This window comes from Rahnella rivi (assembly GCF_019049655.1).
Classification (GTDB): Bacteria; Pseudomonadota; Gammaproteobacteria; order Enterobacterales; family Enterobacteriaceae; genus Rahnella; species Rahnella rivi.
Genome location: NZ_JAFMOX010000065.1, coordinates 210406 through 232505, shown reverse-complemented (window position 1 = coordinate 232505; position 22100 = coordinate 210406). Strand labels below are relative to the sequence as shown.

Annotated in this window: 20 protein-coding genes; 17 read left to right on the top strand and 3 right to left on the bottom strand. The window is 53.6% G+C overall.

From position 1 onward, the window contains the following. Positions 1-110: 110 nt before the first annotated feature. The 15 genes from iscR to J1779_RS20285 all read left to right on the top strand — a co-directional run bounded on the left by iscR (position 111) and on the right by J1779_RS20285 (position 15586). Positions 111-605, top strand: a complete 495-nt coding sequence (gene iscR, locus J1779_RS20355; protein ID WP_056781306.1) for a Fe-S cluster assembly transcriptional regulator IscR — start codon at positions 111-113, stop codon at positions 603-605. 206 nt (positions 606-811) lie between these two features. After that, positions 812-1981 (top strand): IscS subfamily cysteine desulfurase, encoded by a 1170-nt coding sequence (locus tag J1779_RS20350; protein ID WP_217204625.1) that lies wholly within the window; start codon positions 812-814, stop codon positions 1979-1981. 67 nt (positions 1982-2048) lie between these two features. Beyond that, complete coding sequence (gene pepB / locus J1779_RS20345; RefSeq protein ID WP_217204624.1) at positions 2049-3359, top strand: aminopeptidase PepB; 1311 nt, start codon at positions 2049-2051, stop codon at positions 3357-3359. 77 nt (positions 3360-3436) lie between these two features. Further along, entirely contained in the window at positions 3437-4300 is an 864-nt protein-coding gene (gene sseB, locus J1779_RS20340; protein ID WP_056781294.1) for an enhanced serine sensitivity protein SseB, read from the top strand. A 223-nt stretch (positions 4301-4523) separates the two neighbouring features. Further along, on the top strand, positions 4524-4949 hold the full coding sequence (gene ndk, locus J1779_RS20335; RefSeq protein WP_056781291.1) for a nucleoside-diphosphate kinase: 426 nt from the start codon (positions 4524-4526) through the stop codon (positions 4947-4949). Positions 4950-5186: 237 nt separating this feature from the next. Next, positions 5187-6386: a dual-specificity RNA methyltransferase RlmN gene (rlmN, locus tag J1779_RS20330; RefSeq protein ID WP_056781288.1), complete on the top strand. Its 1200-nt coding sequence runs from the start codon at positions 5187-5189 to the stop codon at positions 6384-6386. Between the two features lie 94 nt (positions 6387-6480). Beyond that, the gene (pilW, locus tag J1779_RS20325; RefSeq protein ID WP_238485229.1) at positions 6481-7242 is read left to right on the top strand and encodes a type IV pilus biogenesis/stability protein PilW; all 762 of its coding nucleotides are present in this window, start codon (positions 6481-6483) and stop codon (positions 7240-7242) included. Beyond that, complete coding sequence (gene rodZ / locus J1779_RS20320; RefSeq protein ID WP_217204623.1) at positions 7232-8230, top strand: cytoskeleton protein RodZ; 999 nt, start codon at positions 7232-7234, stop codon at positions 8228-8230. The genes pilW and rodZ overlap by 11 nt, the downstream gene beginning before the upstream one ends. A gap of 42 nt (positions 8231-8272) precedes the next feature. Then, positions 8273-9394, top strand: coding sequence for a flavodoxin-dependent (E)-4-hydroxy-3-methylbut-2-enyl-diphosphate synthase (gene ispG, locus J1779_RS20315; protein ID WP_056781278.1), 1122 nt, complete (start codon positions 8273-8275; stop codon positions 9392-9394). 132 nt (positions 9395-9526) lie between these two features. Further along, positions 9527-10801, top strand: a complete 1275-nt coding sequence (gene hisS, locus J1779_RS20310; RefSeq protein WP_217204622.1) for a histidine--tRNA ligase — start codon at positions 9527-9529, stop codon at positions 10799-10801. A 13-nt stretch (positions 10802-10814) separates the two neighbouring features. Further along, positions 10815-11435: a YfgM family protein gene (locus tag J1779_RS20305; RefSeq protein WP_056781272.1), complete on the top strand. Its 621-nt coding sequence runs from the start codon at positions 10815-10817 to the stop codon at positions 11433-11435. Positions 11436-11446: 11 nt separating this feature from the next. Further along, on the top strand, positions 11447-12628 hold the full coding sequence (gene bamB / locus J1779_RS20300; protein ID WP_056781269.1) for an outer membrane protein assembly factor BamB: 1182 nt from the start codon (positions 11447-11449) through the stop codon (positions 12626-12628). A gap of 209 nt (positions 12629-12837) precedes the next feature. Next, positions 12838-14322, top strand: a complete 1485-nt coding sequence (gene der, locus J1779_RS20295) for a ribosome biogenesis GTPase Der (RefSeq protein WP_122097413.1) — start codon at positions 12838-12840, stop codon at positions 14320-14322. A 64-nt stretch (positions 14323-14386) separates the two neighbouring features. After that, entirely contained in the window at positions 14387-15343 is a 957-nt protein-coding gene (locus tag J1779_RS20290) for an AEC family transporter (RefSeq protein ID WP_217204621.1), read from the top strand. Between the two features lie 12 nt (positions 15344-15355). Then, positions 15356-15586 (top strand): zinc ribbon domain-containing protein, encoded by a 231-nt coding sequence (locus J1779_RS20285; protein WP_122097414.1) that lies wholly within the window; start codon positions 15356-15358, stop codon positions 15584-15586. Here J1779_RS20285 and J1779_RS20280 read toward each other — a convergent pair. The 3 genes from J1779_RS20280 to J1779_RS20270 form a co-directional block, all read right to left on the bottom strand. Further along, positions 15571-15915, bottom strand: coding sequence for a protealysin inhibitor emfourin (locus tag J1779_RS20280; RefSeq protein WP_122097415.1), 345 nt, complete (start codon positions 15913-15915; stop codon positions 15571-15573). The genes J1779_RS20285 and J1779_RS20280 overlap by 16 nt on opposite strands. Then, positions 15916-16950: a M4 family metallopeptidase gene (locus J1779_RS20275; protein WP_217204620.1), complete on the bottom strand. Its 1035-nt coding sequence runs from the start codon at positions 16948-16950 to the stop codon at positions 15916-15918. 171 nt (positions 16951-17121) lie between these two features. Then, entirely contained in the window at positions 17122-18201 is a 1080-nt protein-coding gene (locus tag J1779_RS20270; RefSeq protein ID WP_217204619.1) for a LacI family DNA-binding transcriptional regulator, read from the bottom strand. Positions 18202-18415: 214 nt separating this feature from the next. Here J1779_RS20270 and J1779_RS20265 point away from each other — a divergent pair, with 214 nt between their 5' ends. Together J1779_RS20265 and J1779_RS20260 are read left to right on the top strand one after the other, a co-directional pair. After that, positions 18416-19729, top strand: coding sequence for an MFS transporter (locus J1779_RS20265; protein WP_217204618.1), 1314 nt, complete (start codon positions 18416-18418; stop codon positions 19727-19729). Then, complete coding sequence (locus J1779_RS20260) at positions 19726-22089, top strand: glycoside hydrolase family 31 protein (RefSeq protein ID WP_217204617.1); 2364 nt, start codon at positions 19726-19728, stop codon at positions 22087-22089. The genes J1779_RS20265 and J1779_RS20260 overlap by 4 nt, the downstream gene beginning before the upstream one ends. The last annotated feature ends 11 nt before the right edge of the window (positions 22090-22100 follow it).

The following is a 22100-nucleotide window of genomic DNA, read 5'->3' as shown; positions in this document are numbered from 1 at the left end:
GAGTAAATTACTAGGTTAAATAGTTGACTGTTTTACTCGGGAATGGCAGACTCATTTGCATATTGCGACCCATTGTACTTTTTAAGTTCTTCAACACAGGTAATCATGCTATGAGACTGACATCCAAAGGCCGTTATGCCGTGACCGCTATGCTTGACGTAGCGCTGCATTCACAGGAAGGACCGGTACCACTGGCTGACATTTCTGAGCGCCAGGGCATCTCTCTTTCGTATCTGGAACAGCTGTTCTCACGTTTGCGTAAAAACGGTCTGGTTGCCAGTGTTCGTGGTCCCGGCGGTGGTTATCTGTTAGGTAAAGATTCAGCTGATATCGCCGTGGGCGCAGTGATTACTGCCGTCGACGAATCGGTTGACGCCACCCGTTGTCAGGGTAAAGAAGGGTGCCAGAATGGCGAACGCTGCCTGACGCACACCTTATGGCGTGATCTGAGCGAGCGCATCAGCGGCTTCCTCAACAACATTACGCTGGCTGAACTGGTCAACAATCAGGAAATCCTGGAAGTGGCCGACCGTCAGAACGGTGAAGTTCGTCGTCAGCCTAACGGCCGCCAGATGGAAACCATCAATGTCAATTTAAGAGCCTGATCGCTTAATCCACATTGATAACCGCTTTAAAAAGCCCGCGGAAATGCATATTCCCGCGGGCTTTTGCTTTTCAAAAGCCAATTCTTACCGATAAGTGCCCGCAAAACGTCATTTCCCTTTTAAGAATCCGTGAAGCCGTTTTAAACTGGTTGTCGTTTTTAATTCTTTCGTTCGCTGTCGAACGCGCAGTCCGGAGCTTGCCTGCCATGAAATTACCTATTTATCTCGATTACTCAGCCACGACGCCGGTCGATCCGCGCGTGGCCGGGAAAATGATGCAGTGTCTGACACTGGACGGTACTTTCGGCAATCCGGCTTCCCGCTCGCACCGCTTTGGCTGGCAGGCGGAAGAGGCGGTAGATGTGGCGCGTAACCAGATTGCCGAGCTGATTAATGCCGACCCGCGTGAGATTGTCTTCACGTCAGGCGCGACAGAATCAGACAATCTTGCGATCAAAGGCGCGGCTCACGCACAGCGTGAAAAAGGCAAACACATCATTACCAGCCAGACCGAACACAAAGCCGTGCTCGACACCTGCCTTCAGCTGGAAAGTGAAGGGTTTGACGTCACCTTTCTTGCACCGCGCAGCGACGGTATTATCACCGCCGCTGCCATTGAAGCCGCGCTGCGCCCGGATACGATTCTGGTGTCGGTGATGCAGGTGAACAACGAAATCGGTGTGATTCAGGATATTGCGACCATCGGCGAACTGTGCCGCAGTCGCGGTATTGTGTTTCACGTGGATGCGACGCAGAGCGTGGGTAAAATCTCCATCGATCTCAGCGAGTTGCCGGTGGATCTGATGTCGTTTTCAGCGCATAAAATCTACGGGCCAAAAGGCATTGGTGCGCTGTATGTACGCCGTAAACCGAAAGTCCGCATCGAAGCCCAAATCCACGGTGGCGGTCACGAACGCGGTATGCGTTCCGGGACGTTACCGGTGCATCAGATTGTCGGCATGGGCGAAGCGTATCGCATCGCCAAAGAAGAAATGCCCGCTGAAGTGGCGCGTCTGACTGTGCTGCGCGACCGGTTGTGGAAAGGTATTCAGAAACTGGATCAGGTGCACCTCAATGGTTCCGGGCAGCACGCGGCGCCCAATATCCTGAACGTCAGTTTTGCCAACGTGGAAGGTGAATCTCTGATCATGGCACTGAAAGATCTTGCCGTTTCATCTGGCTCAGCCTGCACCTCTGCAAGCCTTGAACCTTCCTACGTTTTACGTGCCATAGGATTGAGTGAAGAACTGGCGCACGGTTCGATCCGCTTCTCGCTGGGACGCTGGACAACCGAAGAAGAAATCGATTATGCCATCGCGCTGGTGGTGAAATCAGTCACCCGCCTGCGTGAGTTACCCCCGGTTTATACGAAATGAAGTGCCTCCCCGTGAAAGGGCGATTTACCTGTCATCATTGAAGATAAAAACAATCAGGAGTGCTGTTATGAGTTCCGAAGTAACGACCAATGAAGCCATGCGCGTTTTCCTTTCCACTCAGCCTGCCGATGCACGCTGGGGCGAAAAAGCCACTTTGAGTACCGATTCAGCGGGCATGACCATTCATTTGAATGGCGGCGACGCGCTGACGGCAATCTCACGTGCAGCGCGCCGTATCGATGGTCAGGGCGTTAAAAACGTTAAGCTGGCCGGTGAAGGCTGGGATCTCGAAAACAGCTGGGCGTTCTGGCAAGGCTTCCGCGGCCCGAAAGGCGCGCGCAACGTTGAGTGGGCTGAATTATCAGAAGATGACGCCACTACACTGAAACAACGCCTGAAAATCATCGACTGGGTACGTAACACCATCAATACTCCGGCGGAAGAGTTGTCACCTGAGCAACTGGCGACCCGCGCTGTGGATCTGATGTGCGAATTCGGCAACGATAAAGTCAGCTACCGCATTACCAAAGGTGACGATCTGCGTCAGCAGAATTATCAGGGGCTGCACATTGTTGGCCGGGGTTCTGATCGTCCGCCGGTATTGCTGGCACTTGATTACAACCCGAGCGGCGATGCTGAAGCACCGGTTTACGCCTGTCTGGTCGGCAAAGGTATCACCTTTGACACCGGCGGCTACAGCCTCAAGCCAAGCGCTTCCATGGACTCGATGAAAGCCGATATGGGCGGCGCAGCCACCTTGACCGGCGCTCTGGCACTGGCCGCGGCCAATGGCCTGAACAAACGTGTGAAACTGTACCTGTGCTGTGCAGACAACATGGTCAGCGGCAACGCATTGAAACTGGGCGACATTATTCGCTACCGCAACGGCAAAACCGTTGAAGTCATGAACACCGACGCCGAAGGCCGTCTGGTTCTGGCGGATGGGCTTATCGACGCCTCTGCTCAGAATCCTGAACTGCTGATTGATGCGGCAACGCTGACGGGCGCTGCGAAAACGGCGCTGGGCAATGATTATCATGCGCTGTTCAGCTTTGACGATGCGCTGGCTGCCGAACTGCTGGAAAGCGCGAAAGCCGAACACGAACCGTTCTGGCGTTTGCCGCTGGAAGAGTTCCATCGCGCACATTTGCCGTCCAATTTTGCTGAACTGAATAATATCGCGGGCCCTTCTCATACCGCGGGTGCAAGCACGGCGGCAGCTTTCCTGTCTCATTTCGTCACTGAATATAAGAAAGGCTGGCTGCATATCGACTGCTCCGCCACTTACCGTAAAAGCGCGGCGGATCAGTGGTCTGCGGGAGCGACCGGCCTGGGCGTGCGTACCGTTGCCAACTTATTGTTAGCAAAAGCCAAATAAATTAAGACAGCATGGCAAGAAGCACAACGGGGCGCTTAACGGCGCCCCGTTTCATACCATTACCGGAGTCAAGAATCATGAGTGTCCCACACGATCATCTCCCTGCCGGCGCAGCGGCAACAGACGGTGAAAACGAGCTCGAGCGCCTGCTCCGCCTGTCTGTCACCGCGGCTGCCTGGCGCCCGGCGTTCTATCAAACGCTGCTGGAATCCACGGTTTTTGTGCTGGGTGACGCAGGGCAGGATGACGCTGAAAAGCAGGGCAGTGTGGCGATCACCGCTGGCAGTGAACTGAATATTTTGCACTGGGAAAAGCAGGACGGCAGCTCAATCATTCCTTTCTTTTCCTCTGTAGACGTTCTTGAAAAAGCCAGTGCCGGCGAAAGCCCGGATGAGCAGGCGTTTGTCGCGCTGCCTGCCCGCGTTTTGTTTGAAATGACACAAGGGGAAGAATTATTTCTGAATCCGAAGTCTGAATACGGCAAAGAATTCTACCCAAGCGAAGTGACGCTGCTGCTGAGCAACGGCGGGTTGAATGCGCCTTCAGAACTGGTGCTGGATAAAGAAAGCCAGCTGCTGATTGGCCAGCCGGAGGAGTATCCCTCGGCGATGATCGACGCGCTGACCACGCTGTTTACTCAGAAAAAGCCGGTGCGCCGGGCGTTTATGGCCCTTATCCATGACAAAACCGTGGATGATCAACCTAACCTGCTGATCGGTGTAGAAGCTGACGGTGATGAACAGGAAATCGATGCGCTGATCCGCGAAGCCGGCAATGTGGCTGCCGAAACGTCTCCCGATGACCGTCCGGTTGATTTCTGTATCGTTTGCGAAAAAGAGCGCGGCATCAGCCATTATCTGATCAGCCACACCCAGCCTTTCTATCAGCGCAAATGGGGAAGCTGGTTGCGTAACATCATTCCTTCGTCCGGGCAGGCATAAAACGATAAGGTAAACGGGGCGCAAATCCCTTTATTGCCCCTGCTTTGTTTAAGGGAAATGGGGTGTTTGTGCTTGATCGTGAATCAATACCGCATTTTTTTAATTAAATGTTGTGATTCGGGTAGGCAATTTTAACTTCGCTCCCTATAATCACCGCCATTTTACGGCAGGTATAACATTAAATTAACCGGCCCTACCTATAAAAGTCAGCCAGAGGTTTTTCATGACTATCCAACGTACTTTCTCCATCATCAAGCCAAACTCCGTTGCAAACAATGACATCGGCGCAATCTACGCGCGTTTCGAACGTGCAGGTTTCACCATCATTGCTTCTAAAATGCTGAAACTGACCAAAGAGCAGGCTGAAGGCTTTTACGCTGAGCACAAAGGTCGTCCGTTCTTCGACGGTCTGGTTGAGTTCATGACTTCTGGCCCGATCATGGTTCAGGTTCTGGAAGGCGAAAACGCAGTTCAGCGTAACCGTGACATCATGGGTGCAACTAACCCGGAAAATGCACTGGCCGGTACTCTGCGTGCAGACTTTGCTGACAGCTTCACCGCTAACGCTGTTCACGGTTCTGATGCTGTAGAATCTGCACAACGCGAAATCGCTTACTTCTTCGACGAAAGCGAAATCTGCCCGCGTTAAGATTTTGGGCGAAGCCTGATTGGAAGATGCGCCGCATATTCACAAGAATTTGCCCTGGTCACCTTCCAAACATGGCAACTCTGCCCTAAAATTTGTACAATGTTGCGCCCCGAATGAGCCAGCCTCTTCGGGGCGCAATTTATTGCAGGCCACCTGAATGCCGCTGACAGGCAGCAAAAGGTCAGGCTCTGCACTTCCCTGGCGCCATAACGTGTAACAACGAGGCCATATTTCATTATGTTAGAATCTACAACTCCCGAGCAAAACGTGTCTGAAACCTTCCCAATCTCTGCAGAGGAAGTGAAAACTGTTGCTCCTGCTGCCGCAAAAATTAACCTTCTTGACCTCAACCGCAAACAAATGCGCGAGTTCTTTATCAACATGGGCGAGAAACCGTTCCGTGCTGATCAGGTCATGAAGTGGATGTATCACTATTGCAGCGATGATTTCGAGCAAATGACCGATATCAACAAACCGCTGCGTGACAAACTGGCGCGTGTGGCTGAAATCCGTGCGCCGGAAGTCGCTTCCGAACAACGTTCTACCGATGGCACCATCAAATGGGCGATTCAGGTAGGCGGCCAGCTGGTCGAAACTGTGTATATCCCGGATGGCGATCGTGCGACGCTCTGCGTTTCCTCTCAGGTTGGCTGCGCGCTGGAATGTACCTTCTGTTCTACCGCTCAGCAGGGTTTCAACCGTAACCTGCGTGTGTCCGAAATCATCGGCCAGGTGTGGCGTGCGGCTAAAATCATCGGTGCTGCGAAAGTCACCGGTACCCGTCCTATCACCAACGTAGTGATGATGGGGATGGGCGAACCCTTGCTGAATCTGAATAACGTGGTGCCGGCCATGGAAATCATGCTGGATGACTTCGGTTTTGGTCTGTCTAAACGCCGCGTGACCTTGTCTACGTCCGGTGTGGTTCCTGCGCTGGATAAGCTGGGCGACATGATTGACGTTGCGCTGGCCATCTCCCTGCATGCGCCAAATGACACTATCCGCGACGAGATCGTGCCAATTAACCGCAAGTACAACATCGATACGTTCCTGGCCGCTGTTGAACGCTACATCAGCAAATCCAATGCTAACCAGGGCCGCGTAACTATCGAATACGTGATGCTTGACCACATTAACGACGGTACTGAGCATGCGCATGAGCTGGCTGAGCGTTTGAAAAATACGCCGTGCAAAATCAACCTCATTCCGTGGAACCCGTTCCCTGGCGCCCCGTATGGCCGCAGCTCAAACAGCCGCATCGATCGCTTCTCTAAGGTGCTGATGGAATACGGTTTTACCGTCATTGTGCGTAAAACCCGCGGCGACGATATTGATGCCGCTTGTGGTCAGCTTGCCGGTGATGTGATCGACCGTACCAAGCGTACGTTGAAGAAAAAAATGGCAGCTGAGCAGCAGATTTCCGTTAAAGCCGTTTAGTCGTCAGAAGTGTGAGTAGGTGCGTTCGGGCTGTGCAGATACCATTTCACAGCCCGTTTGTTTATTGTCGGTGGCAGAATAAAGGGAATTAAGCATGACAATGCAAGGCAGTGTGAAGGTGCTGATGGCGGCGGGTTTAGTCGCTTCTTTGCTCGCCGGGTGCTCAAGCTCTCCGAAGGAGACGCAGTCAGCTACCGGTGCCTCACAGACGCGTCTTGAACTGGGAATGGCCTATCTCTCCCAGGGAAATATGGACGCGGCGAAACAGAATTTGCAGAAAGCCGCGGACAGTGCGCCTGACGATTATCGCACTCAGCTGGGCATGGCGCTTTACGAGCAAAAAACCGGCGATCAAAAAGCTGCGCAAAGTCGCTACCAGCAAGCGCTGAAGCTGGCGCCGCAAAATGGGACCGTGTTGAATAATTACGGTGCGTTTTTGTGTAGTTTAGGGCAGTATGTACCGGCACAACAGCAGTTTAGCGCCGCAGCTAATGCGCCTGATTACGGTCAGGTTGCTGACAGTCTCGAAAATGCAGGCTACTGTTTTCTGAAGGCAAATCAGAATGAGGAAGCGCGAGTGTTACTGAGCCGGGCATTAAAAATCGATCCCGATAAAGGCGCACCCTTGCTGACAGAGGCAACCAAAGAATTTGGAGAAGGGAATCGCGCTCAGGCAAAACTTCTACTGGATGTATACCAGCATGTTCTGCCAGCCACGGCTGACAGCATTATGTTACAAATTCGATTCGCTGCGTTAGCGGGCAATCCGGACAGCGTTCAACGCTACGGTAAGCAGCTTGCGCGTAGTTATCCACAATCCCAACAGTACCAGCAGTTCTTAGCTAATGAATACTGAAGCCTCCCAAGAAAATAAAGTTAAACTGACCGCAGGCCAACGCCTGTGTCAGGCACGTGAAGAGTTAGGGCTAAGCCATCAGGCCGTTGCAGAACGCCTGTGTCTGAAAGTCTCAACGATTCGCCAAATCGAAGAAGAAACGACGCCGGGCGATCTCGCTCCGACTTTCCTGCGTGGCTATCTTCGTTCTTACGCCAAACTGGTTCATATCCCGGAAGAAGAACTGTTAGATCTGATCGGTAAGCAAGCCCCCATCAAAGTGCCGAAAGTCGCTTCAATGCAGGGTTTTTCTCTCGGCAAGTCTCGTAAAAAACGCGATGGCTGGCTGATGGGCTTTACCTGGTTGATCGTGTTTGTTGTGATTGGCCTGACCGGTGCATGGTGGTGGCAAAACCATCAGGCGCAGCAGGAAGAAATCGCGACAATGGCCGATCAGTCAACGGCTCAACTGAATCAGGATAACGGCCAGGGGCAAACTATTCCTCTGGGCGGTGGTGACAATGCCAATTCTGCACCGACGACAGAAGATTCCTCTTCTGCGCCTGACGCAGCGGCCGGGGCACCACAGGCACAGAACTCAATTCCGTTGAACACCACGTCAACGCCAACGGATAGCAGCGCACCGGCTACCGCCGGAACGCCTGCAGCACAAGCACCTGCTGCAGTATCCACCAGCCAGCCAGCCACGGCTGAGAATGGTCTGCCAACCGGTGATGCACAAACTGCTGCGGCAGGTGCGGATCCACAAGCTGTCGCTTTGACATTCAAAGCTGACTGCTGGTTACAGATCGATGACGCGTCAGGTAAGACCCTGTTCAGCGGCATCAAAAAAGGTGGCGAAACCCTGAGCGTGAAGGGAACCGCACCTTATAAGCTGAAAATCGGTGCACCGGGTGCAGTGGATATTCAATTCCAGGGCAAGCCGGTTGATTTAAGTCGTTTCGTAAAATCAAGCCGTGTTGCGCGCCTGACTATCGCTGCCGAGTAATCGGCAGCTTGTCGGACGATTGCAACGATGGAGAGTGAAGTAATGCATAACCAAGCACCCATTACCCGTCGCAAATCAACCCGGATTTATGTCGGCAAGGTGCCTGTAGGTGACGGAGCACCGATTGCTGTGCAATCGATGACCAACACCCGCACCACAGATGTCGCGGCGACGGTCGCGCAGATCAAATCGCTGGAACGTGTCGGTGTCGATATTGTTCGCGTTTCCGTGCCTACCATGGATGCCGCTGAGGCGTTCAAGCTCATCAAGCAGCAGGTTAATGTCCCGCTGGTCGCTGACATCCATTTTGATTACCGTATCGCGCTCAAAGTAGCCGAATACGGCGTTGATTGCCTGCGTATTAATCCAGGTAACATTGGTAATGAATCCCGCATTCGCTCGGTAGTGGATTGCGCCCGTCATTACAATATTCCTATTCGTATCGGCGTGAATGGCGGCTCTCTGGAGAAAGATATCCAGGAAAAATTCGGCGAACCTACGCCGGAAGCGCTGCTGGAATCGGCGATGCGCCATGTTGATATTCTCGATCGCCTCAACTTTGATCAGTTCAAAGTGAGCGTTAAAGCCTCAGACGTGTTTCTTGCCGTTGAGTCTTATCGTCTGCTGGCGAAGCGTATCGATCAGCCTTTGCATCTTGGCATCACTGAAGCGGGCGGTTTGCGCGCCGGTTCCGTGAAATCGGCCATCGGCCTCGGTCTTTTGCTGTCCGAAGGTATCGGCGATACGCTGCGCATCTCGCTGGCTGCCGACCCTGTCGAAGAGGTGAAGGTAGGCTTTGATATTCTGAAGTCACTTCGCATTCGCTCGCGTGGCATCAACTTTATTGCCTGTCCGACCTGCTCGCGTCAGGAATTTGATGTCATCGGCACGGTTAACGCGTTAGAGCAGCGTCTGGAAGATCTGATCACCCCGATGGATGTCTCCATCATCGGTTGTGTGGTGAATGGGCCGGGCGAAGCGCTGGTGTCCACGATCGGCGTCACCGGAGGCCATAATAAAAGCGGCTTCTATGAAGACGGCGTACGTCAGAGAGATCGTTTTGACAACGAACAGATGATCGACCAGTTAGAAGCGAAGATCCGTGCTAAAGCGGCGATTATGGATGAGAGTAAACGTATCGTTATCAATCATCTTGAAAAGTAACATCGGTTGCGGGTGTCAGAGTACATCTGCATTATATTGAACCCGACAGGGGTGACGGCGTTGTGCGTTGAACCGCAGGACACAAACCCCCTATAATCGGGTTCATTTTTTATAAAACGATAGAGAACTGACGTGGCAAAGAATATCCAGGCCATTCGCGGCATGAACGACTACCTGCCGGAAGACACTGCGCTGTGGCAGCGTATCGAAGGTACTTTGAAACAGGTACTCAGTGGTTACGGCTACAGCGAAATCCGTATGCCGATTGTAGAGCAGACCCCATTGTTTAAACGCGCGATCGGCGAAGTGACCGATGTCGTGGAAAAAGAAATGTATACCTTTGAGGATCGCAACGGTGAAAGCCTGACGCTGCGCCCTGAAGGCACGGCGGGCTGTGTGCGCGCCGGTATCGAACATGGTCTGCTGTACAATCAGGAACAACGTCTGTGGTACATCGGCCCGATGTTCCGCTACGAGCGCCCGCAAAAAGGCCGCTATCGTCAGTTTAATCAGTTAGGTGTGGAAGTCTTTGGCCTGCAGGGCCCGGACATCGACGCGGAGCTGATCCTGCTGAGTGCGCGCTGGTGGCGTGCGCTGGGCATTTCTGAACACGTGACGCTTGAACTGAACTCAATTGGTTCACTGGAAGCCCGCGCCAACTATCGCGATGCGCTGGTGGCTTTCCTGGAGCAGCATAAAGACAAGCTGGATGAAGACTGCAAACGTCGCATGTACAGCAACCCGCTGCGCGTTCTGGACTCCAAAAATCCGGATATCCAGGCATTATTGAATGATGCTCCGCAACTGGGTGACTATCTTGATGAAGAATCAAGAGAACACTTTGCAGGTCTGTGTGAACTTTTAGAGCAGTCTGGTATCCCATATACGGTTAATCAGCGACTTGTGCGCGGTCTGGATTATTACAACCGCACCGTGTTCGAATGGGTAACCAGCAGCCTTGGCGCACAAGGTACTGTTTGTGCCGGTGGCCGTTACGACGGGCTGGTTGAACAATTAGGCGGGCGAGCAACCCCTGCTGTCGGTTTTGCGATGGGTCTGGAGCGTCTGGTGTTACTGGTTCAGGCCGTAAACCCGGACTTCAAAGCCCCTGCGACGGTGGATGCTTACGTCATTTCTTCGGGAGCAGGAACGCAAGGTGCAGCCATTAAACTGGCTGAGACACTGCGTGATGCGCTGCCGGAGCTGAAAGTGATGACTAACTACGGTGGCGGAAACTTTAAGAAGCAATTCGCCCGTGCAGATAAATGGGGTGCGCGAGTTGCCCTGGTATTAGGCGAAGATGAAGTCGCTAACCAGCAGGTTGTGATCAAAGACCTGCAGACTGGAACGCAAGAAACGCTGACGCAGAGTGATGTTGCTGTGCGTCTGGCCTCGATGTTGGGTTAAGGAGAAGGACACTGTGGAAGTCTATACCACTGAGAATGAACAGGTTGATGCTGTACGTCGCTTCTTTGCCGAGAACGGTAAAGCGCTGGCCATCGGCGTTGTTCTGGGTATTGTCGCCCTGGGCGGCTGGCGTGTCTGGCAGAGCCATCAGGATTCCGCTTTGACGGAAGCTTCTGCGTCTTTCCAGAAAGCGAATCAGGCGCTGACCAGCAAAAATCCGCAAGGCGTGGCTGAGCTGGAAAAGTTTGGTCAGAGCAATGACAATAACTACGGTGTGTTTGCCGCTCTGCAACTGGCCGATCACTTTGTCGAAATCAAAGATTTCGCGAATGCTGAGAAGCAGCTTCTTCAGGGGCAAAGTCAGGCCAAAGAAGACAATTTACGCTCGCTGGTGAACTTACGTCTGGCACGTGTCCAGATGCAGCAAGGCAAATTTGATGATGCACTCAAAACGTTAGATGGCGTGAAGGGTGAAGGCTGGACAGCAATGCAGCAAGGCATCCGCGGTGATGTTCTGCTCGCAAAAGGCGATGCGAAAGGGGCTCGTGAAGCCTTCAGCAAAGGTCTGGAATCTAAACCCTCTCAAACGCTGCAAACGATGCTGCGTATGAAATTGAACAACTTAGCCAGCTAAGGGGAACCCCGATGCAATTGCGTAAAACACTCTTGGTAGGATGGGTTTCTGTTGCCCTGCTGAGTGGCTGTTCATTGTTTAACAGCGAAGAAGATGTTGTCAAAATGTCCCCGCTGCCAAAAGTTGAAAATCAATTTACTCCGACTCAGGTCTGGAGCAAATCCGTAGGCGACGGTGTAGGCGATTTCTACTCCCACCTGCGTCCGGCCTGGCAGGACAGCACCATTTACGCAGCCGATCGTTTTGGCATCGTGAAAGCACTGGATGCTGACAGCGGTAAAGAAAAGTGGAGTGTTAACCTGTCTGAAAAAACAGGTTTCTTCTCCAGCAACCGTTCAGCACAACTGTCCGGCGGTCTGACTGTTTCTGGCGGCCATGTGTATGTCGGCAGTGAAAAAGCGGTTGTTTATGCGCTGAATACCGAAGACGGTACAGTGGCATGGCAGACCAAAGTGGCGGGCGAAGCACTGTCCCGGCCTGTGGTCAGCGATGGCTTAGTGCTGGTACATACCGGCAACGGGATGTTGCAGGGGCTGAGCGAATCTGACGGTACCGTGCAGTGGACTGCTAACCTCGATATGCCAACCCTGTCCCTGCGCGGCGAGTCAGCCCCGGCAGTGGCGTTTGGCGCAGCGATTGTCGGCGGTGATAACGGCCGTGTCAGCGCAGTGCTGATGAAAGAAGGTCAGTTAATCTGGCAGCAACGTATTTCACAAACCACCGGGACGACAGAAATCGATCGTCTGAGTGACGTGGATACTACGCCGGTTATCGTTGATGGCGTTGTTTATGCGCTGGCTTACAACGGTAATCTGGTGGCCATGGATCTGCGTTCAGGTCAGGTCATGTGGAAACGTGATGTGGGCTCTGTCAATGACATTATCGTCGACAGCGGCCGTATCTACATGGTCGATCAGGATGACCGTGTAATGGCGCTTGATACGCAAGGCGGCGTTAGCCTGTGGCGTCAAAGTGATCTGTTGCACCGTAATCTCACCGCGCCAGTGCTGTATAATGGGTATATCGTGGTGGGTGATTCCGAAGGTTACCTGCACTGGATCAATACCACAGATGGTCGTTTCGTTGCTCAGCAGAAAGTCGACAGCGATGGCTTCCTGAGTGCGCCGATTGTGGCAAGTGACAAGCTGGTCGTGCAGGCGAAAGGTGGCGAAGTTTACTCCTTCACCCGCTAATATCGCGCCCGGCGTCTGGCCCTGAGATCGTTTGATCGCGGGCTTAAAAACGGCTCCTGAATTGCTCAGGGGCCGTTTCGTATTCTGAAAACCGTGCAATTTTTCGATCTAATTGCGCTGTAACAAATTGAATTATAGCTGTTTGTCCAGAAGTGAAGGGCTGCAGACTATTTGCGTTTAGCTATAAATAAAAACACTGAGGCTTCAAAATGATACCTGTCGTTGCGCTTGTTGGGCGCCCGAATGTGGGTAAATCCACTTTATTTAACCGTTTGACCAAGACGCGCGATGCGCTGGTTGCGGATTTCCCGGGGCTAACGCGTGACCGCAAGTATGGTCGTGCTGAGATTGAGGGTAATGAATTCATCATCGTGGATACCGGCGGTATCGACGGTACCGAAGACGGCGTTGAAACCCGCATGGCTGGCCAGTCATTGCTGGCAATCGAAGAAGCGGACATCGTGCTTTTCATGGTCGATGCGCGCGCGGGCCTGATGCCTGCCGATCAGGGCATTGCCCAACATCTTCGCAGCCGTGAAAAATCCACTTTCCTGGTCGCGAACAAAACCGACGGTATTGACCCGGACAGCGCCGTCGGCGATTTCTACTCACTGGGTTTAGGCGAAGTCTACCCGATCGCGGCTTCTCATGGCCGTGGTGTGGCGCAGCTGATTGAACACGTGCTGATCCCGTTTGTCGGTGAAAAGCCGGAAGAAGTCGAACTGACGGAAGAAGAGGCTAACGCCGCTTACTGGGCAGAACAAGAAGCGACCGGTGATGAAATCCCGGAAGACGAAGAAGACGACTTTGATCCGCAGTCCCTGCCAATCAAATTGGCTATTGTCGGGCGTCCTAACGTAGGTAAGTCCACACTGACTAACCGTATTCTGGGGGAAGAGCGTGTCGTGGTTTACGACATGCCGGGGACCACCCGTGACAGTATTTATATTCCGATGGTGCGTGACGAGCGTGAATACGTTCTGATCGATACTGCCGGCGTGCGTAAGCGCGGTAAAGTTACTGAAACCGTTGAGAAATTCTCCGTCATCAAAACCCTGAAAGCAATTGAAGACGCGAACGTCGTGATGCTGGTGATTGATGCCCGCGACGGCATTTCCGATCAGGACCTTTCACTGCTGGGGTTCATCCTCAATAGTGGGCGCTCACTGCTGATTGTGGTGAACAAATGGGATGGCATGAGTGAAGATGCGCGTGCACAGGTGAAAGACCAGCTGGATCTGCGCCTTGGCTTTGTCGACTTCGCCCGAATCCACTTCATCTCGGCCCTGCACGGCAGCGGCGTGGGCAATCTGTTTGAGTCAGTGATCGAAGCCTACACCTGCGCGACCACGCGAGTGAGCACTTCCATGCTGACCCGTATCATGCAGATGGCGGCGGACGATCATCAGCCACCGCTGGTTAATGGCCGTCGTGTGAAGTTGAAATATGCTCACGCCGGGGGGTATAACCCGCCGATCGTGGTTATCCACGGTAACCAGGTGAAAGATCTGGCTGACTCCTACAAACGCTATCTGATGAACTATTTCCGCCGTTCATTGAAAGTGATGGGAACGCCTATCCGCATCCAGTTTAAAGAGGGTGAGAACCCGTATGAAGGCAAGAAAAACACGCTGTCACCACACCAGCAGCGTAAACGTCGACGCCTTCTGCAGCATCTGAAAAACAAATCCTAAACTGATGGGGTGCATGAAAATGTACCCCATTTTTTTGCCCCACTTTTCGCAAGGAACTGGCTGGATGTTTTGGCAGACCTGGAGTTTTGCATTTGGCGTAACGGTGCCAAATTTACTGATTTTGTTGTTAGGCATGGTTTTACGCCGTACCGGCCTGATGGACGACAGTTTTAATGAGAAAGCCAGCCGGCTTGTTTTCAATATCGCGTTACCTTGCCTGCTCTTTTTCAGTGTGGCGCAAGGGCATGATTCTTCGGGTTCTAACCTGCCGCTGGCGATTTATGGTGGCGTGGCGACAGTGGTGTCTTTCCTGCTGCTGGAACTGGTTGCGCTAAAGCTGGTGAAAGATCCGCGTGAGCGCGGCATTTTTGTGCAGGGCGGATTTCGCGCGAATACCGGCATCGCAGGGCTGGCCTATGCGTCGCTGGCCTTCGGCAGTGAAGGCATTGCACTCGGCTCGATGTATCTGGCAGTGACGGTGATCTTGTTCAACGTGCTGTCGGTGATTACATTGACCCGCAGTTTGCAGGGCGGGCAGGGTAAGCGCATCGGAATACGGCCTGTGTTGCACGGTATCCTGACCAATCCGCTGATTATTGGCCTGGTGCTGGGGCTGGCATTCCAGCACAGCCATCTGCCGATGCCGGCAACGCTTGCCAGTACCGGCGCGTTCATCTCCGGCATGGCGCTGCCGCTGGCGATGTTGTGCGCCGGTGCCAGCCTTGACTGGCGGGCGATGTTTCGCAGTTCGAATGTGGCCGCCTGGTCATCCGCCTCGCGTGTGGTATTTGTGCCTGCGCTGATGACACTGGGCGCATGGGCTTTTGGTTTTCGCGGCGCGGCGCTTGGCGTCATTTTTCTTTTTTCCTGCACGCCCACGGCCGCAGGCAGCTACGTAATGACCCGCGCCATGGGCGGAAATGCCACGCTGGCGGCGAACATTATTGCGGTCACGACGTTGGGATCATTTTTTACCACCGCGCTGGGCCTGTATTTATTACGGACGCTCGGGGTCATTTAAAGGAGAGGCATGATGGAAGCATATTGTCCGGTTTGTGAGCAGCCAATGAGTTGGGTGAGCGGTCACTTTCGCTGCGACGCCTGCGGCACAGAATATAATCAAACGGCGTTATGCCCGGATTGTCAGCAACCGTTGCAGGAGCTGAAAGCCTGCGGCGCGGTCGACTATTTCTGCCAAAACGGGCACGGGATGGTATCTAAAAAACGGGTGCTGTTTACGTATTCCCCTTATTCAGAGGGATGATCATCGGGCTGAGCCTGTTTCCATAAATTCACCAGCGCTTCCGGGGCTTCGGTTTCGGGAATAATCACCACCAGACTGGCAGAATGCTCGGCCGATTCGACGTAAATCTCAATACGGAAATAACGCTGGTCACCGCGACCGGCGTTTTCTTTTTCCTGAGCGAAGGGCATGGCCTGGTTGATGAGCTGGCAAATTTGCTGCCGTTTGTCATCGCTCATTCCTGCAAGCTCGACCCTGCGCGGCCCGCTGAGTTTGGGGATAAACGCGATGCCGCCTTCGCGGTAAATCTCAATCACCGCATTACTTTCCAGCGAATCTAAAGGTTTCATTTACATCACTCCAACCTGCTCCCAGGCCTCACGAACCGCCTGAGCGACAGAAGCGTCAAACCGTTTTTCCGCATGCTGAACCGTCAGTTGGGCAAAAGTCACAAAGTCTGCGTCTTTGGGCAGGGACTTATCGCAGATCGTGTCATACCAGACATAACCGGCGCGTTCCCACGCGTTACCGCCAAGTGTCGTCGCCGCCAGATAAAATGCGCGGTTAGGGATGCCGGAATTGATGTGCACACCGCCGTTATCGTCGCGGGTGTTGACGTAGCCGCTCATGTCGGCAGGCTGCGGATCTTTGCCGAGCAGCGGATCATCATACGCAGTACCGGGATGCGACATCGACCGCAGGCCGGTGCCGTGAATGCCTTTTGCCAGTAATCCTTCACCAATGATCCAGTCGGCTTTATCGGCAGTCTGTTTCAGATGGAACTGTTTCACCAGCGAGCCAAACACATCCGACATCGATTCGTTCAGCGCGCCGGATTGCCCGTTATATTCCAGGCCGGCTTCTGTTTCTGTCACACCGTGGGAAAGTTCATGGCCAACCACGTCGATAGCAATGGTGAAGCGGTTAAATATTTCCCCATCACCGTCGCCAAATACCATTTGCTGACCGTTCCAGAAGGCATTTTGATAGCCCTTGTCGTAATGAACGGTGCCGAGCAATGCCAGTCCTTTATTGTCGAGAGAGTTTCGCTGATACGCCTGCCAGAAGAAATCATAGGTTACGCCGAGATAATCATAGGCTTCATCCACCGAGACATCGCCGTTACTCGCCTGGCCTTCTTTTCGCACGGATTCGCCCGGCAGGCGGGTGGTGTTTTTGGCGTCGTAAATATCGCGCTCAACCAGACCCGCTTTGGCCGTCACCGTCTTTTGCGGTTTGGCGTAAGGCTGGGCCATCAGGGTATTAACATGCACCAGCGTCTGTTTTGCGCATCTGCGCTGAGGTTCTGAGCCGTGTTCAATAATGCGGTTGAGCATATAAGGTGGGATGACGCTGTTGTAACGTTTCGCGGAACTGTGTTTCATCGTGAATCTCCTTATCAAGGGTCACCCGGAGGTGAAAGAAAGGTGTTCGGATATTCTGATAGTGAAAAGCGGCTAATGTTTAGTCATCAATTTTCAGTATAGAACCGCGCGACAACCTGCCCGTGAAAGATGAGATTTATCTGTCCGCCTGCGGGTTACACAATACCCCGGTCATAAAACAGGTTGATCATAAAGATGATGCGGACGGGGGATCACCGCGCGACCAGACGCCTTGCGTACCGATTCTCTCACCACCAGCTTCCCTTGTAACAGCTGGCTGGTATAAGGCGCGTCAGGGCGCAGCATGCGTCGCTGTAACAGCGCGATAGCCTCGGTTCCCAGCTCATCACGCGGCACGTGCACCGCAGTGAGCAGGACGTCATGGATCTCCGCCAGATTAAACCCGTCGGTGCTGAGCACACTGATATCACCGGGTACCGAAATCCCTTTTTTACTCAACGCAGCTACCACGCCGGACGCCATGTAATCTCCCCCGGCCAGAATCGCTGTCGGCAACGGTTGTCCGATGGGTAAAGCGTCCAGATATTCGAGTAACGCCTGTTCGCTTTCCTGCGCGCCAAAACCTGATGTGTTGATCAGATGATGGTTGTCGCTGAAGGTCTGATGGTGACGGGTGAAGGCCTGTTTGATGCCGCACAGACGCAGTTCCATGGTATGTCGGCGCAGGCATTGCAGCGTGACGATGTGCTGATGGCCCTGTGAAAACAGGTAGTCACAGGCAAAATCCCCCATGCTCTGATGATCGGGGCTGACGCTGTCATGGCGCATGTGCCGGTCATGACAGTTCACCAGCACGCAGGGTTTACCCATTTCCGCCGCCAGCAGATGAATATGGGGATCGTCGATACCGACCAGCAAGGCAGCTTCGGTCAGCGGGTCGGTCATTTTGGCGATAAACAACGCCGCGTTGGCATTTTCTTCTTCCATCGCGCAATAGCGCACCCGCACTTCATGGTGAGCCGTCGCCGCCAGGATCCCCTGAACCACTTTGTAGTAAAAAATATCGCTGCGTACATCGAAAGCGCGGGCCGGGGCGAAAATCATGATGTTGTTGAGCATCAGGCGACCGGTTGAAAGCCCGTTAAAAACACCCTGTGATTTCGCACATTCGAGCACGCGATCGCGTGCTTTGCTGCTGGTGTTATTTTTTCCGGCCAGAACCCGTGAAACGGTGCTGATTGAGAGCCCGGTCTGGTCGGCAATTTGCTGGATATTTAACTTTCCTTTCAAACTGTGATCTCCTTCAAAATCGCTCATGCAAAATTTTTCATCTGAGAAGCCCGCTCATCCATAAGCTTTTATCTGCTCTGATTTCGCTACGCAGTTATAGCGTGAAAGCTTTTGCAAAAAATCACGTTCCACTCACAAATCCGCCTGCCTACTCTGCAAAAGTACCTCACATAACACATCATCTGCGGCCAGGCCGACGGGTGGGAGAACGGACATGACAATTCAAATCAACACCGAAAATACGGCCGTTATCGGACGTCGAAAAATAAAAGCCTTGCGCTGGTGGATGCTGGCGCTGTTCCTGCTGGGTGTGACGGTCAACTACATCACCCGTAACTCTCTGGGTTTACTGGCTGCGGAACTTAAAACCAGCCTGAACATGACCACCGAACAATATTCTTACATCGTCGCTGCGTTTCAGGCGGCGTACACCATTTTCCAGCCCCTGTGCGGCTGGCTGATTGACGTGATCGGTCTGAAGCTTGGCTTCCTGATCTGCGCTTCCGTCTGGGCGGTGGTGTGTATGCTGCATGCCGGGGCAGGCAGCTGGATCCAGCTGGCGATTTTGCGTTTCTTCATGGGCAGCGCCGAAGCGGCGGCCACCCCGGCCAACGCCAAAGCGATTTCCGACTGGTTCCCGCGTAAAGAGCGGCCGGTTGCTGCCGGCTGGGCTGGCGTAGGCTTCTCGATAGGCGCGATGCTGGCGCCGCCTATTATTCTGGTGGCGCACCTGTCTTTTGGCTGGCGTGGTGCGTTTCTGTTTTGCGGTGTGCTCTCAATGCTGTGGGTGCTGCTGTGGTGGAAATTTTATCATTCACCGGAAACCCATCCGAACCTGAGCAAAGACGAACTGACGCTGATTCGCTCTGATAACGAGCCGCAGCAAACGCGTTTGCCGTTCCTTAAGTCGCTGAAAATCGTCTGCAAAAACAAAAAGTTCTACGGGATCGCTATTCCGGCATTTCTGGCCGAACCGGCATGGGCCGTGTTCAGTTTCTGGGTGCCGCTGTATCTCGCCAACGAACGCGGGATGGATTTGAAACACATCGTGATGTTCGCCTGGCTACCCTTCCTGGCCGCCGATCTGGGCAGTATCGCCAGCGGTTATCTCACCACGCTCTACCGCAAAGTATTTGGCTGCACGCGCATTAACTCTATCGTTGCCAGCTCGGTGACCGGCGCTTTCATGATGCTGTCTCTGGCCCTGGTTGCACTCACACAAAGTCCTTACGCGGCGATTGCGCTGATCTCCATCGGTGGCTTCGGGCACCAGGTGATTTCCTGCATGCTGAGCGCCGTGGTGGTAGAGACGTTCGACAAAAATCAGGTAGCGACCGTCAACGGCATGCGCGGTTCCTCTGCGTGGATCGCCAGCTTCCTGTTTTCACTGCTGATCGGCGCAGTTGCCGACACGATTGGTTTCAATCCGCTGTTTATCGCAATGGGATTCTTTGATTTGATTGGGGCAATATTCCTGATTGCGCTGATCGCTGAACGCCGCAATCCGGCAAAAAGGGAGCATGTATGAAGACGTTGAAACACTGGGAGCTGGCCGGACATCATGACGCAGGCGTGGATTTGCGTGTCGAAGGTAAGCATCTGTTTTGTCTGAGGGTGCTGGAGCAGGGGTTAATCCGTGTCTTTATTCAGCGCAATGGTGAACTGGCACTGGACCGCACCTGGAGCATTGCGCCGCAAAATGATGTGCCGTGGGAAGGGCGCGATCGTCTGAGCAATGAAGGTTTTACGTTGCCGGGTTATCAACTTGCGCACGGCGAAAATACCCTGACGGTGACCACCGAAATGTTACGTGTCACCGTGCATCAGCCTTTGTGGCTGGAGTGGGAACATAAAAATGAGGCGGGCGTCTGGTTACCGCTGGTCAGCGATCGAAAAACCGGCGCGTATATGCTGTCGGTGAAAGGCGATGCCTCGGCGCACTATCAGTTGCGTGAAGCACAGGATGGCGTGTACGGGCTGGGCGAAAAAGCCGGGGATCTTAACCGTGCAGGTCGTCGTTTTGAAATGCGCAATCTGGATGCGATGGGTTACAACGCCGCCAGCACCGATCCGTTATACAAACATATTCCGTTTACCCTGACCCGCCGTAACGACGTCAGTTTCGGCTTGTTCTACGACAATCTCAGCAATGTCTGGCTTGATCTTGGCAATGAGCTGGATAACTACCATCTGCCATACCGCCGTTTCAGCGCCGAAGCCGGGGATCTGGATTACTACCTGTTTATCGGCCCGACCGCGCTGGATGTCACCAAAAAACTGGTGAAGCTGACCGGTAAAACCACCTTTGGTCCGAAATGGAGCCTCGGTTACAGTGGCTCGACCATGTACTACACCGATGCGCCGGACGCCCAGCAGCAGCTGATGAAATTCATCACGCTGTGTCAGCAACATGAAATTCCCTGCGATTCTTTCCAGCTTTCATCGGGTTATACCTCGATTGGCAACAAGCGTTATGTCTTCAACTGGAACTACGACAAAGTGCCACAGCCTGAAGTGATGTCGCAGGCATTTCTTGATGCGGGTATTCGTCTGGCGGCCAACATCAAACCTTGTCTGTTGCAGGATCACCCGCAATACGGGCAGGTGGCGGAGCAGGGATTGTTCATTCGTGACAGCGAAAGTAATGTGCCGGAACGTTCTGTTTTCTGGGACGACGAAGGATCGCATCTCGATTTCACCCACCCGGCCGCGGTGCGCTGGTGGCAAAAAGGGGTGACGCAGCAGTTGCTGGAAAAGGGCATCGGCTCAACATGGAACGACAACAACGAATACGAAGTCTGGGACAACGATGCGCGTTGTCACGGTTTCGGTAAGTCCATCGCCATTAAACATATCCGCCCGGTAATGCCGCTGCTGATGATGCGTGCGTCGTTTGAAGCGCAGCAAAGTTTCGCGCCGGAAACCCGTCCGTATCTGATTTCACGTTCCGGCTGTGCGGGAATGCAACGTTACGTGCAGACGTGGAGCGGCGACAACCGCACCAGCTGGCAGACGCTGCGTTACAACACGCGCATGGGCATTGGCATGAGTTTGTCCGGTTTGTACAACGTCGGCCACGACGTCGGCGGCTTCTCTGGCGATAAGCCCGATGCCGAACTGTTTGTACGCTGGGTGCAAAACGGCGTGATGCATCCGCGTTTTACCATTCACTCCTGGAATGACGATCACACGGTGAATGAGCCGTGGATGTACCCGCAGGTGACGCCGCTTATCCGCGACGCGATCCGTTTGCGCTACCGTCTGCTGCCGTATTTCTACACCTTGTTGTGGCAGGCACATGCCGACGATGAGCCGATGCTGCGCCCGACATTCCTCGACCACGAGCACGATAAAAACACCTTCGCGGAAACCGATGATTTCCTGATGGGGCATGATTTGCTGGTCGCCAGCGTGGTGGATGAAGGTCAGCGTGAACGTCAGGTTTATCTGCCGGATAACGGCATCGGCTGGTGTGATTTTTACACCGGGGAATGGTTTGCAGGCGGCCAGACAATCACCCTTGATGCACCGCTTGAGCGCTTGCCGCTGCTGGTCCGCGCCGGCGCTGCATTGCCGCAATCCGCACGGCTGGCCCACGTTGACAGCCATAAAGACCTGGAGCGCGAGTTGCACGTTTATCCGGCACCGGGTGAACTGACCTCAGCGGGAATGCTGTTCGAAGATGACGGCGAGAGCCACCGCTGGCAGCAAAATCAGGCGCTGTGGCTGAACTGGAATATTGTCACTGACGCGCAACGCATCGATATCACAATCACTCAGCGCGGGGAATTTAAACCGGCGTGGAAAATCCTCAACATTGTGCTGCCAGCAGGCGAAGCGCGTGAGGTGTGGGTGAACGGTGTGAAAACAACTGGCTATAATCTCTAAGTATTTCAACC